The organism is Streptomyces sp. NPDC038280, from assembly GCF_055600045.1.
This window is the reverse complement of the sequence record NZ_JBVJYZ010000007.1, coordinates 155,586-169,391: the sequence shown is the minus strand read 5'-3', so window position 1 is coordinate 169,391 and position 13,806 is coordinate 155,586. Positions and strand designations below refer to the sequence as shown.

Annotated in this window: 7 protein-coding genes; 4 read left to right on the top strand and 3 right to left on the bottom strand. The window is 72.8% G+C overall.

The window, feature by feature from the left end; translation table 11 throughout:
* The first annotated feature begins 74 nt into the window (after positions 1–74).
* Positions 75–3,608: a CHAT domain-containing protein gene (locus ACZ7J0_RS17225; protein WP_470888143.1), complete on the top strand. Its 3,534-nt coding sequence runs from the start codon at positions 75–77 to the stop codon at positions 3,606–3,608.
* 139 nt (positions 3,609–3,747) lie between these two features.
* On the opposite strand, the gene ACZ7J0_RS17220 is transcribed toward ACZ7J0_RS17225, so the two are convergent.
* From ACZ7J0_RS17220 to ACZ7J0_RS17210, 3 genes are all read right to left on the bottom strand, one after another.
* A complete protein-coding gene (locus ACZ7J0_RS17220; protein WP_470888141.1) occupies positions 3,748–4,830 on the bottom strand; it encodes a tetratricopeptide repeat protein in 1,083 nt (360 codons plus the stop codon).
* A gap of 310 nt (positions 4,831–5,140) precedes the next feature.
* Positions 5,141–6,295, bottom strand: coding sequence for a PQQ-dependent sugar dehydrogenase (locus ACZ7J0_RS17215; protein WP_470888139.1), 1,155 nt, complete (start codon positions 6,293–6,295; stop codon positions 5,141–5,143).
* 129 nt (positions 6,296–6,424) lie between these two features.
* Complete coding sequence (locus tag ACZ7J0_RS17210) at positions 6,425–7,423, bottom strand: aldo/keto reductase (protein ID WP_470888137.1); 999 nt, start codon at positions 7,421–7,423, stop codon at positions 6,425–6,427.
* Positions 7,424–7,470: 47 nt separating this feature from the next.
* Here ACZ7J0_RS17210 and ACZ7J0_RS17205 point away from each other — a divergent pair, with 47 nt between their 5' ends.
* From ACZ7J0_RS17205 to ACZ7J0_RS17195, 3 genes are all read left to right on the top strand, one after another.
* Positions 7,471–8,421, top strand: a complete 951-nt coding sequence (locus ACZ7J0_RS17205; protein ID WP_470888135.1) for a 2-hydroxyacid dehydrogenase — start codon at positions 7,471–7,473, stop codon at positions 8,419–8,421.
* Between the two features lie 414 nt (positions 8,422–8,835).
* The gene (locus tag ACZ7J0_RS17200; RefSeq protein ID WP_470888355.1) at positions 8,836–11,688 is read left to right on the top strand and encodes a putative bifunctional diguanylate cyclase/phosphodiesterase; all 2,853 of its coding nucleotides are present in this window, start codon (positions 8,836–8,838) and stop codon (positions 11,686–11,688) included.
* Between the two features lie 221 nt (positions 11,689–11,909).
* Positions 11,910–13,790, top strand: a complete 1,881-nt coding sequence (locus ACZ7J0_RS17195; protein WP_470888133.1) for an acetolactate synthase large subunit — start codon at positions 11,910–11,912, stop codon at positions 13,788–13,790.
* Positions 13,791–13,806: the final 16 nt, after the last annotated feature.

Here is a 13,806-nt window from a genome sequence, read left to right as displayed (position 1 = left end):
GGATCCGGGACGGGAGACCACCACTTCGGCTCACTCGCTCCCCAGGCGGCACCCGGCGCTCTACCGTGGACGCCATGGGCGCTCACACCAGCGACGACCGGGTCACCGTCCTGCACACCTTCGGAATGCGCGAACTGGACGCCCACCTGCGCACCGGCGACCCCGCCGCGCTGGAACGCGCCCGGACGTTCTTCCGCCAGACCGTGTCAGCCATGACCCCCGCCACCCCGCACGTCGATGTGCACCTGAGGAACCTCGCCCTGACCGAGGTGATGACCCACGAGCGCTCCGGCGCGCTCGCCCCGCTCCGGGACGCCGTGGTCCTCTACCGCAGGGCCCTCGACGCCGTCCCGCCCGGGCACGCGTACCGGTCCGCGTACGCGTACGGACTGGGGCGCGCCCTGCGGCAGTTGCACCACGCCACCGGCGATCCCGTCCCTCTCGACGAAGCCATCGCCTGGCAGTACCGGGCGCTGCCCGAGGAGCGGTCCGACGCGACGGCGGAACTGCCCACCCAACTCGGCGGCCTCGCCGAGTCCTTACTGGACCGCTACGAAGTCGGAGGCGACCCGTCCGACCTGGCGGAGTGCGTACGGCTGTACCGCCACGCCCTGCGCCTGGCCCCCGCGGACGATCCGGACCGCGCCGCCCGGCTGGTCAACCTGGGCTCGGCGCTGGGCGCCCAGTACGGGCTGACCGGTGACCCGGCCCGACGCGACGAGCACATCGACGCCTACGCGGAGGCGCTGGCCCTGCTGCCGCGCGACCGTCCCGAACGCCTGCCCCTGCAGGAGGCGCTGGCCACGGCGCTGCGGGAGCGGTACGAGGACGGCGGCGGCCTCGACGACCTGGACACCGCGATCGCGCTGCTCCAGCGGTCCGCCGCGGCCACCCGCCCCGGCACGCCCGAGCACGCCGCGGCCGCCGACCAGGCCGGTGAAGCGCTGCTGGCCCGGGCCCGGACGACCGCGGACCCCCATCGCGCGAGCCAGGCGATCGGCCTGCTCGAAGGCGCCGTCGCGGCGGAGCCGCCCGACGGCATCAACCGCGGCGCGCTGCTGGGGGCGCTGGCGACGGCTTACGGCGTCCGGCACGACCTGACGGGGGAGCCCGGCGACCGGGACCGGGCCGTCGCCCTGCTCCGCGCGGCCGTGGAGACCCCCCGGCCCACCGCCCACAACCTCTCCGCCCTGCGTGCGATGCTCGCCGACGCGCTGCGCCACCGGCACCATGAACGGGGCGGCGCGGCGGATCTGGACGAGGCGATCGCCGTGCACCGGTCGGCCCTGGCCGGCCGAGTCACCCACGACACAGACGTCACTGAGGTCACCGATGACACGGATGCCCTGGACCGGGCCGCGCACCAGGCCGGCCTGGCCGCCTGTCTGAAGCAGCGCTTCGAATTCCACGGCGACACGGCCGATCTCGACCAGAGCGCCGAACTGTGCCGTCAGGCCCTCCTCGTCCTCCCCGAAGGACACGTGAACCGCGCGGCCACGCTCGTCCGCCTGGGCGACACCCACCTGGCCATGTACCGCCACACCGGGCGCGGGGAAGCCCTGGACGCGGCGCTCGGCGCCTACCGGCAGGCCATCTCCACCGACCGGGGCGACCAACAGGGAGCCCTCCTGGGCAACCTCGCCTCCGCGCTCCTCGTCCGCTTCGAACACGCCGGCGGCGCGGCGGCCGACCTCGACGAGGCCATCGGACTCCAGCGCCGCGCCCGGGCCCTGCTCCCCGCCGACCAGGAGACCAGCGGCTACAACCTCGCCCAGTCCCTGCGCTCCCGTTACGAGATCGGCCAGGACCTCACCGACCTCGAGGAGTCCGTCGAGCTGCTGCGGGCCGTCGTGCGCTCCCGCCCCGCGGACCACCCCGACCGGATCAGCCCCTGCCTGGCCCTCGCCGAATGCCTGCACCAGCTGTCCTTGCGCACAGGGGACCGGGATCTGCTGACCGAGGCGGCCGGCGCCGCCCGCGACGCCGCGGCGGTCCCCGGCGCGCCGGTGCTCGACCGGCTCCGCACCCACGTCACCCGGGGCCAGGTGGCCGGCGTGATGGAGGACTGGGAGATCGCCGCGCGCGAACTGCGCGCGGCGACCGCCCTCCTGCCCGAACTGGCGACCCGCAGCCTCACCCGCAGCGACCAGCAGTACGCCCTCGCCAAGCGGCCCGGTCTGGCCGCGGAAGCCGCCGCGTACGCCGTCCAGGCCGGCCGGTACGAACAGGCCCTGGAAGTCCTCGAACACGGCCGGGGAGTCCTCCTCGGCCGACTGCTGCGCACCCGGGAACTCGACGTCGAACGGCTGCGCACCGCGGCGCCCGATCTCGCCGGCCACTTCCTCCGGCTGCGCGACGAGAACGACGAGGGGCCGGCCGCGCCCTCCGCTCCGTCGCTCCCCGGCGGCCCCGCCCCGGCCGCCGAGCGCCGACGCGCCCGGGCCGCCCAGTGGCAGGGGCTGCTGCACCACATCCGGGCCCTGCCGGGCTTCGACGACTTCCTGCTCCCGCCGTCGGCCGAGGAGATCCTGCGCCAGGCCGGCGAGGGCCCCGTCGTCCTCGTCAACATCAGCATCCGCTGCGACGCCCTCATCGTGGCCGGCGGCACGATCGACGTCCTGCCGTTGCGTACGTTCTCCGCGGCCGTGACGGAGAAGGTCGCCACCTTCCTGGCCGCCACCCGCGACGCCTCCCGCAAGGGCGCCTCGCTGGAGGAGATCTGGTCCGCGCAGGAAGCCCTCTCCGGGGTCCTCGAATGGCTCTGGGACACGATCACCGGACCGGTGCTCCAGCGTCTCGGCTACACCGAACCCGCGGCGACGGGAACCGCTCCACGCCGGATCTGGTGGTGCCCCCAGGGCCAGTTGGCCTTCCTGCCCCTGCACGCCGCCGGCTATCACGGCACCCGCGCCGACCCGGGCCGTCCGCGCTGCGCGCTCGACCTGGTGGTCTCCTCCTACACCCCGACCATCGGCGCCCTGCACCACGCCCGCCGCCGATCGGAGCCCGGCTCCCAGGGGCCCGGGGCGCCGCTGCTCGTGGCCATACGGAACACCCCCGGCGCCGCGCCCCTGCCGAACGCCCTGGACGAAGCCGAAACGGTCGCGCCTCTTCTGCCGGGCGCGACCTCCGCCCGGCTGCTGGCCGACGAGCAGGCCACCCGGGAGCGCGTACGGGACGCCCTGCGCACCAGCGCCTCCGCGCACCTCGTCTGTCACGCCCTGACCGACCCGGACGACCCCTCCGCCTCCCGGATCCTCACCCACGACCACCTGGAACGCTCGCTCACCGTCGCCGACATCTCGGCCCTGCGGCCCTCGGGAGCGGACCTGGCCTATCTGTCCAGCTGCTCCACCTCCCGGACCCGGCACGAGCTCGCGGACGAGGCGATCCACATCACCAACGCTTTCCAACTCGCCGGATACCGCCATGTCGTGGGCACCCTGTGGCCCGTCGCGGATCAGATCGCCCCGCGCATCGCCCGCCGCTTCTACGCCGACCTCGCGGACGGTGCCGCGCACGCGCTGCACGCCGCCGTCCGCGAGGCCCACGCCGAGTTCCCCCTGCTGCCCTCGCTGTGGGGGGCGCACATCCACGTCGGCCCCTGATCCCCGTCTCCAGGCCCTGCGGGGGGCCCGGCCCCCGGCCCCTCCGGCCCGGGGCAGCCGCATCAGGCGTCCTGGCCTTCGAGCGGCCCGCCCTTCCTGCCAGGGCTCCGCCGCCTGGGAGCCACCGCACTCGGGCGCCCTATCCCCGTGCTGCCCTGACCAGCCGCAGGTTGCCCCGAGCCTCCGCCGTACGCGCGTCCCCGGGCCCGTAGAGCCGCTCGTACGCGGCGAGGACCGTACGGCACTCCCGCTCGGCCTCCTCGTGCCGGCCCGCGCGGTGGAAGGTGGCAGCGAGGCTGGTCCTGCGCTTCAGCACGGCGGGATGGTCGGCGCCGAGGATCCGCGCGAGCCCCTCGGTCGCCGCCCGCAGATGCTCCAGGGCCTCCTGGCCCTCGCCCAGCGCCTGAAGGGCGGCCCCCAGGTTGGCGCGTGCCTCCAGCGTGTCCATGTGGTCGGGCCCGTTGATCTCCTCCCAGCGCCGCGCGACGGTCCGCATCACCGAGGCGGCCTCGGCCACACGGCCGCGGTGGAACAGCACCGCCGCGTGATTGGCGCGCGAACTCAGGGTCAGCACGGCGTCGGGGCCCAGCACGCGCTCGGCGTCGCGCAGCAGTGCCAGGTAGGCGTCCCCAGCCTCCTCCAGCCGGCCCCGGCTGCGTAACAGTCCCGCCATGTGCCCGCGGCCGACGAGCGTGTCCGGATGCTCCGCGCCGAGGACGCGTGTCCGGCCGGCGAGCACCGCACGCCACAACTCCTCGGCCTCGTCGAGCCGCCCGAGCACCTGCGTGACGCGGGCCACGTCCGCCATCGAGCCCAGGGTGTCCGGGTGATCGGCGCCCAGCACCCGCTCGCGCCGCGCCAGCAGGGAACGGTGCAGCCGCTCGGCCTCCTGCGGCCTCCCGCGCACCTCCAGGAGGGCCGCGAGGGCTCGCTCCGCGGCGAGCGTGTCCCGGTGCACGGGCCCCAGGTCGGCCCTGCGTTCGGCCAGGACCCAGCGGTACACCTCCTCCGCCTCCTCCAACTGCCCCTCGGCGCGCAGCTCACGGGCCAGCTCGAACGAGAGGTCCACCACTCGGGGGTCGTGCGCGCCGTGCTCGCGGGCGAGGTGCTCCAGCTTCAGGCGGGTGGCACCGGACGGCGTCAGCCGCAGGTGCATCTCCACCACGGGGACGCCGTTCTCGCCGTCGCGCACGGTGGAGCGGTAGGACCCCAGGGAGGGCAACTCGCCCTCGCTGTAGATCGGTTCCCGAGGTGCCCGCTGCCTCGGGGCCCTTTCCTGCGGCGCTCTCTCCTCCGCCGTCTCCTGCCTCTCCTGTCGGGCCCCCTCCTGGGGCGCCCCCGCCTCCCGCGGGCCATCCCCGGCCGCGCCGTCCCCGGGCCCGCTGGCCCTCGGGGGAGTCGCCCCGGTGGGGGGAGTCGCCCCGCGCCTGCGGAACGGCCACCGGCTCCGTCCCGAGGTGTTCCGATCGGCCATGCCCAGCTCCTTCGCCGTCGCCCGCCTGCTCTCGCCCGTCCGCTGCCTCGCCCGCTCGCTACCTCACCCGCAGCTGGAGGATCTTGTCGTCGCCGGGCCCGGGCGTGCCCCGGGTGTCCGTCTCGCTGGTCACCAGCCAGACCTTGTCACCACCGGCGGCGAGAAGGGTTCTCAGCCGGCCGTGCTTCCCCGCCAGAAAGGCCTGCGGATCGGCGGATCGGCGCGGCCCGGAGAGCGGGATGCGCCAGAGCCGCTCGCCCCTCAGACCCGCCATCCAGATCGAGCCCTCGGCGTACGCGATCCCGCTCGGCGACGCCTCGGAAGTCCTCCACTGGGCCACCGGATCCACGAACCCGGCCCTGGAGCCCTTGCCCTCCACCTCCGGCCAGCCGTAGTTCCCACCCGGCTCGATCAGATTCAGTTCGTCCCAGGTGTTCTGCCCGAACTCGGCCGCCCACAGACGCTTGTCGGCGTCCCAGGCCAGCCCCTGCACATTCCGGTGACCGTACGAGTAGACGACCGAGTCCGCCGAGGGATTGCCATGGACCGGTTGTCCGTCGGGCGTCATGCGCAGGATCTTCCCGCCCAGCGACTTCTTGTCCTGGGCGAGCCCCGTCTCGCCGGTCTCTCCCGTGCCGGCGTAGAGCATCTTGTCGGGGCCGAACGCGATCCGCCCGCCGTTGTGCACCGTCCCCTTGGGGATGCCCCGCAGCACCGTGTCCGGTGCCCCGAGCTGCTGGCCGGCCGGCTTCCTCTCGTCGTACAGCAGCCGCGCGATGCGGTTGTCCGACGCGGTGGTGAAGTAGGCGTAGACCATGTTGTCGGTGGCGAACGACGGCGACACCGCGAGCCCCAGCAACCCGCCCTCGCCCGCCGGCGCCACCCCCGGCACCGACCCGATCTCGGTCTTCCGCCCGCTCTCCGCGTCGACGCGCGTGATCGTGCCCTCGTCCCGCGAGGAGACCAGGAAGTCGCCGTCGGGCAGGGCCGCGAGGCCCCAGGGCGACTTCAGGCCCTCGGTCAGCGTGGCCACCACGGTCACCGAGCCCTTCGCGGGCGGAGCCGTACGCGAAGGAGCGGCCGACACCGAGCCGGACGGACGCGGCGCGGAGCTCGAACCGCCCGTCGGCGCCGGGCCGTCACCGGACGAGCACCCGGCCGACAGCACCAGCACGGCGGTGGCCAGCAAGGCCGTCACTGCAGGACGTCGCACAGTTCTGATCCCTTTCCCAGCGGCGGTGTGAGCTGCGTCTCGCGCACCTCTACCCTTCATACACCGCTCGACCGGATCAGGTTCCCGATCTCCTCGACGGACCCGGCAGGCGCCCGGCCGGCCCAGGTGTCAGTCCCAGGACCCCCGCGCCGCCGGAAGCGCCGCGATCTCCGCCAAGTCCTCGGCCGTCAGCTCCAGACCGGCCGCCGCCGCGTTCTCCACGGCCCACCGCTCCTGTTTCGTCCCCGGAATCGGGACCACGTGCCGCCCCCGCCCGAGCGCCCACGCCAGCGCCACCTGCGCCGGGGTCACCCGCTCCCCGTGGCGCGCCGCCACGCGCCGCAGCCCCGCCACGACCGGCTGGTTCGCCGCCATCATCTCGGCGGTGAACCGCGGGTGCCGGGCCCGCAGGTCGTCCGGCTCGAAGCCGCCGCCCGGTGTCAGGGTCCCGGTCAGGAAACCGTTGCCCAGCGGCATCGCGGCCAGTACGCCCACACCCCGCGCCTCGCACCAGGGAAGGAGCCGGTCCAGCGCTTCCGGCGCCCACACCGACAGCTCTGCCTGGACGGCGCTCACGGGAAAGACCTGCTGTACGCGCTCCAGCTGGCGAATCGTTCCGTCATGCATCCCCGCGCCCGAGCGGCGCGAGGCCCGCGCCCCGACCGCGCACAGCCCCAGCGCCCGCACCTTCCCGGCGGACACCAGCTCGGCCATCGCCCCCCAGGTCTCCTCGACCGGCACCTCGGGGTCGGCGCGGTGCAGCTGGTAGAGGTCGATGACGTCCGTCTGGAGCCGGCGCAGGGAGGCGTCGCAGGCGCGCCGCACATACCCGGGGCGCCCGTTGGCGACGATGTGCTGCTCGCCGACGAGCAGCCCGCACTTGGTGGCGACGAAGGCGTCCGCCCGGCGCTCCTTCAGGACCCGGCCCAGCAGTAGTTCGTTGGTGAACGGCCCGTACATGTCGGCCGTGTCGAGCAGGGTGGCGCCGGCGTCGAGCGCGGCGTGCACCGTGCGCACAGACCGGTCGCCGCGCTGCTGCGAACCGCTGTAGCCCCAGCTCATCGGCATACAGCCCAGGCCGATCGCTCCCACTTCGAGCGCCGTCGCCCCGATTGTCCTGCGCTCCAACTCCCCGTACCCCTCCTTGTGCCGTTCCCCAAACTAACCTCCTGACCATGACTGCTGATGTGTGGCTCCCCATTCCGGCCGACGAGATCGCCGGGCTCCCGGACCCCGCTGCGGCGGGGCTGACCTACCGGTTCTGGGACGGCGGCCCCGACTTCCCGGCCGATCCCGCCGACTGCGTCTTCTACGTCGTCCCGTACATGAAGGGATCGGAGATCGCGGTCCGGCCGCTGGCCGCGATGACCTCCGTGCGGGTCGTGCAGACCCTCTCTGCGGGGATGGACCATGTGACGCCGGGGCTCGACTCCCTCCGGGCGGGGGTACGGCTCTGCAACGCCAGAGGCGTCCACGAGGCCAGTACCGCCGAGCTCACCCTCGCGCTGATCCTCGCCTCGTTGCGCGGCATCCCGGGTTTCGTGCGCGGCCAGGACGCGGAGGAGTGGCGGGCGGGCTTCTACCCCGCGCTCGCCGACAAGTCCGTACTGATCGTGGGGTACGGATCGATCGGCGCCGCCATCGAGGACCGGCTCGCGGCCTTTGAGTGCGCGCGGGTGGTACGCGTCGCGCGCTCCGCCCGCACTACGGAGCGCGGTCCCGTGCACGCACTCGCCGATCTGCCCGCCCTGCTTCCCCAGGCGGACGTGGTGGTGCTCTCCACTCCACTGACCGCGGACACCCGTCACCTCGCGGACGCCGGTTTCCTGGCGCGGATGAAGGACGGCGCCCTCCTGGTGAACGTGGCGCGTGGCCCGGTCGTCGACACCAAGGCGCTGCTGGCGGAGGCCGAGAGTGGACGTCTGACCGCCGCCCTGGACGTCACCGACCCGGAACCGCTGCCTTCCGGCCACCCGCTGTGGCACGCTCCCGGCGTGCTCATCAGCCCGCACGTGGGTGGCTCGACCTCCGCCTTCATGCCCCGGGCCAAGCGTCTGCTGGCCGGACAGCTCTCGGCCTTCGCCGCCGACGAGCCGCTGCGCAACGTCGTGCTCACCACCGGGTAGGCACGCTCCGGAGCCGCCCGCGCGCGCTGCGTACGCGCAACACCCCTGCTGGTCACGGAGCGTAGAGGTGCCCTGTCGCTGAGTGACGGTCCTGGTGTATCGTCCCGAACGGGGGACTGCGTCGGGTACGGGATGACGCCGGGGAGCGATGTGACGGGCCATCAGATTCCGAGGGGGGCGACGGGTGAAGTACGGCCGAAGGACCGGAGATCCGACGCGACGGGAGCTGGGTCGGCGACCCTCCCGCGCTTCACTGCGCCGCCGCGAGCGAGCGAGCCGATCGAGCCATCCGAAGTCGCTCACCGGGGCGTTCCGGTGAGCGCCCCGGGCGCGCTCATCGGCCGCCCTCGCGTCCCGGGCGCCGGTGCGGGCCCCAGTGGCGGGCCGGGCGGGGGCGCGCGGGGCGGAGGTGGGATCGGCGGCTCGGGCGGTGTGCTCGGTGGCCCCCTCTCGCAGCTGCTGCTCGCCCTGGCCTGCGCGGGGTACGCACTGGGGGCGCTCTTCGGCTGGGGTTCCCAGCAAGTGAGCCTGATCATGGGGGACTTCGGGCTCAGCGCGGCCGCCCTCATCGCCTCCGTCTCATGCCTCCTCTACGCCCGCGCGCGAGGCAGCCGGTTCGTCCCCGCGTGGCTGCTGTTCTCGTTCTCGTCCGCCATGGCCGCCGCGGGAAACGCGGTCTGGGGGTGGTACGAAGTCGTGCTCGAGCGCCCCGTGCCCAGCCCCTCCGTCGCCGACCTGTTCTTCCTGCTCTTCGCCCCACCCGCCATCATCGGCCTCCTCGTCCTCGCGAAGAGGCCCGTGACCCGGGCGGGCTGGGTCTGCCTCGCTCTTGACGCATGGCTGATCGGCGGCTCGCTGCTGACGCTCTCCTGGAGCCTCGCCCTCGCGCACACCGCCCACTTCCAGGGCGAACCCGTCGCCAGGGCCGCGCTCTCGCTGGCCTATCCGCTGCTTGACATCGTTCTCGTCAGCATGGTGCTCGCCCTGCACTTCCGCCGCTCCAACAACCACCGGTCGGCGATCAACACCGCCATCGCGGGGCTCGCCCTGACCGTGCTGTGCGACGCCCTCTTCACCTCGCCGCTCCTGCGCGAGAACTACCGGTCGGGCCAGCTGCTCGACGCCGGCTGGTTCGCCGGCTCGCTGATCCTCGCCTATGCGCCCTGGGGTGTGCGCCGCATCGCCGAGAGCGCGGGGCCGCCCCTCGGGACCCGCCTCACCAGCCGCCCGATCGCGGGCTCCCTGGCCGCCCTCACCCCCTACCTCGCCGCCGCCGTCTGCACGCTCGGCATCCTCTACAACGTCGTCGAGGGGCGCAGAGTGGACCGCGTCGTGGTCTTCACCGGCTGTACGGTCGTGCTCGCCCTGGTCGTACGGCAGGGCATCATGCTGCTCGACAACATCGCCCTCACCCACGAACTGGCCCAGAAGGAGAACCACTTCAGGTCCCTGGTGCAGGGCTCCAGCGATGTCATCATGATCGCCGCCCCCACCGGCATACTGCGCTACGTCAGCCCCGCGGCCTCCGGGGTCTACGGACGCGACGCCGAGGACCTGGTCGGCTCCGAGCTGGCCTCGCTCATCCACCCCGAGGATCTCGGCGGCGTGGTCCACGAAGTGCGGCGGTTTCTGGCCGCTCCTCCTTCGGAGGAGCCCACGACGCGCATCGAATGCCGCTTCCGGTCCGGCACGGGGGAGTGGCTCAATGTCGAGTCCACCGTCAACCGCCACCAGGGCGGCCTGATCTTCAACAGCCGGGACGTCACCGAACGGGTCCGCCTCCAGGCCCAGTTGCGTCACAACGCCGAACACGACCCGCTCACCGCACTGCCCAACCGCGCCCTGTTCACCGAGCGGGTCCGTAAGGCGCTCGGCGGCCGGCGGGCCGGTGACCCCGGCACCGCCGTGCTCTTCATCGACCTCGACGGCTTCAAGGGTGTCAACGACCGCCTCGGCCACCAGGCAGGCGACGAGCTGCTGATCCAGGCCGCCCGCCGCCTCCAGGACTCGGTACGGGCCGGGGACACGGCAGCCCGCCTCGGCGGCGACGAGTTCGCCGCGCTGATCCTCGGCGACGGCGGCCGCGACCGGGGCGCCCGCGAGTACCAGGTCCACGAGATCGCCGAGCGGCTGCGCCTCACGCTCTCCCAGCCGTACCGCATCGAGGGCAACGATGTCCGGGTCGCCGCGTCCATCGGCGTCGCGTTCGCCGACCCCGGTCTGAGCGCGGGAGATCTGCTGCGCAACGCCGACCTGGCCATGTACCGCGCCAAAGCGGGCGGCAAGAACCGGGTCGAGATGTACGCTCCGCAGATGCAGGCAGAGGTCATGCGCAGGACCGAACTGGCGGCCCGCCTGCGCACCGCCCTGCACGACGGCGAGTTCGTACTGCTCCACCAGCCGGTGGTCGACCTCGCCACCGGCCGTGTCTCCTCCGTCGCCGCCCAGGCCCGCTGGCGCTCCGCCCAGGGCGTCCTCTTCACTCCCGCCGAGTTCCTCAGGGTCGCCGAGACGGCGTCCCAGGACGGCGACCGCACCGGGGAGCTCGGCCGCTGGCTGCTCGAGGAAGCCGTCGAGCAAGCGGCCGAGCGGCGCGGTCTCGGCCACCACGTCCCGGTCTCGGTGCGCCTGTCGGCCCGCCGGCTGCTGGACAAGTCCCTGCCGCTCGCCACCGTCGAGGCCCTGCTCACCCGGCACGGTCTGCCCTCCGGCGCACTGATCATCGAGCTGGCCGACAGCGACCCGCGCACCTCCTTCGACGAGCTGGAGCACCGCCTGGTGGCGCTGCGTAGACTCGGCGTACGCATCGCCCTGGACGGCTTCGGCAGCGGTTACGCGGCCATCAACGCGCTGCGGCGGCTCCCCGTCGACGTACTGAAACTGGACAGAGGTCTGGTCGAGGGTGTCGTCGAGTCCGCTCGGCTCCACAAGATCACGAGCGGCCTCCTCCGTATCGCTTGCGACCTCGGTATGCAGTCGGTGGCGGACGGTGTCGACGTGCCCGAGCAGGTGCTGGCCCTGCGTGCGATGGGGTGCACCCACGGTCAGGGCATGGCCTTCTCCGGCCCGCTCGACGAGTACCGGCTCCGGCGGGCCCTGGTCCGCGACGAGTATCCGGTCCCCGGCCCGGCCCGGCCGGGTGCCTCTCCGGCCCTTCCCGGAGGCGGCCCGGCGGGTGCGTCGGCGGGTGTCGCGCTGCCCGTTCTGAGTGGCCGATCCCTTCCCCCAATCCGCTCAAATACTGAGACGCCCGTCCCACCCACTTGACAGTGGTAGTGCGCCGGGGGGAGGGTCATTGCCATGCGCACCCGAATTCTCGTACTTGGAAAGCGCGTCGGCTGAAGCAGGGCCACGACGGCCCGGCTTGAAAGCACCCGACGCGCTCCCCTCGCTTGCCTCACGGCACGAGGGGTTTTTTGTTGCACTGGTACCAGTCAAAACCAGCTAAAACCCTCGCGAAAACCCTCAGCTTCGAGAAGAGAATGCCGATGACCGAGCAGGCCACCGGGGCCCACCATCCGCAGCCGCGGTCCCGTAACGGCGGACAGTCCTCCGCCTCCGTTGAGCACGTCACGGGTGCGCAGTCCCTCATCCGTTCTCTCGAGGAAGTGGGGGCCGACACGGTCTTCGGCATCCCCGGCGGCGCCATCCTTCCGGCGTACGACCCGATGATGGACTCGAAGCGGGTCCGTCACATCCTGGTCCGCCACGAGCAGGGCGCCGGGCACGCCGCGACCGGCTACGCCCAGGCCACCGGCAAGGTGGGCGTCTGCATGGCCACCTCCGGCCCCGGCGCCACCAACCTGGTCACCCCGATCGCCGACGCGCACATGGACTCCGTGCCGCTGGTCGCGATCACCGGCCAGGTCGCCTCCAAGGCCATCGGCACGGACGCCTTCCAGGAGGCGGACATCTGCGGCATCACGATGCCGATCACCAAGCACAACTTCCTGGTCACCAAGGCCGAGGACATCCCGAGGACGATCGCCGAGGCGTTCCACATCGCCTCCACCGGCCGCCCCGGCCCGGTCCTGGTCGACATCGCCAAGGACGCGCTCCAGGCGAAGACCACCTTCAGCTGGCCGCCGCAGACGGACCTGCCCGGCTACCGCCCGGTGACCAAGCCGCACGCCAAGCAGATCCGCGAGGCCGCCAAGCTGATCACCGCGGCCAAGCGCCCCGTCCTCTACGTCGGCGGCGGTGTCCTCAAGGCCGGCGCCACCACGGAGCTGAAGGTCCTCGCCGAGCTCACGGGCGCCCCCGTCACCACCACGCTGATGGCGCTGGGCGCGTTCCCCGACAGCCACCCGCTGCACGTGGGAATGCCCGGCATGCACGGTGCGGTCACCGCCGTCACCGCGCTGCAGAAGGCCGACCTGATCGTCGCCCTCGGAGCCCGCTTCGACGACCGCGTCACCGGCAAGCTGGACAGCTTCGCGCCGTTCGCGAAGATCGTCCACGCGGACATCGACCCGGCCGAGATCGGCAAGAACCGCACGGCCGACGTCCCGATCGTCGGTGACGCCCGCGAGGTCATCGCCGACCTGGTCCAGGCCGTCCAGGCCGAGTACAGCGAGGGCAACAAGGGCGACTACACCGCCTGGTGGAAGGACCTCAACCGCTGGCGCGAGACCTACCCCCTCGGCTACGACCAGCCGGAGGACGGCAGCCTCTCGCCGCAGCAGGTCATCCAGCGCATCGGCCAGCTCGCCCCGGCCGACACCATCTACGCGGCCGGCGTCGGCCAGCACCAGATGTGGGCCGCCCACTTCATCAACTACGAGCAGCCGGCCACCTGGCTGAACTCCGGCGGCGCCGGAACGATGGGGTACGCGGTCCCGGCCGCCATGGGTGCGAAGGCCGGTCAGCCGGACCGTACGGTCTGGGCGATCGACGGTGACGGCTGCTTCCAGATGACCAATCAGGAGCTGGTCACCTGCGCGCTGAACAACATCCCGATCAAGGTCGCCATCATCAACAACGGCGCGCTCGGGATGGTCCGCCAGTGGCAGACCCTCTTCTACAACCAGCGGTACTCCAGCACGGTCCTGCACGCCGACGACACCGGCCACCACACGGCCGGCTCCCAGGTCGGCGCCAGCACCGCGCCCCGCAAGGGAACCCGCATCCCGGACTTCGTGAAGCTCTCCGAGGCCATGGGCTGTGTCGCCCTGCGCTGCGAGAGCCCCGACGACCTGGACAAGGTCATCGCCGAGGCCAACGCGATCAACGACCGCCCCGTCGTGATCGACTTCATCGTCCACGAGGACGCCCAGGTGTGGCCGATGGTCGCCGCCGGCACCTCCAACGACGAGGTCATGGCCGCCCGTGGCGTCCGCCCGGACTTCGGCGACAACGAAGACGACTGAGAGCCGTAGGAAGAGG

What these genes read in the sequence shown, in the direction of transcription:
- ACZ7J0_RS17225 (WP_470888143.1), top strand. Translation starts at nt 75, where the DNA reads ATGGGCGCTCACACCAGCGACGACCGGGTCACCGTCCTGCACACCTTC.
- ACZ7J0_RS17205 (WP_470888135.1), top strand. Translation starts at nt 7,471, where the DNA reads ATGACTGCTGATGTGTGGCTCCCCATTCCGGCCGACGAGATCGCCGGG.
- ACZ7J0_RS17195 (WP_470888133.1), top strand. Translation starts at nt 11,910, where the DNA reads ATGACCGAGCAGGCCACCGGGGCCCACCATCCGCAGCCGCGGTCCCGT.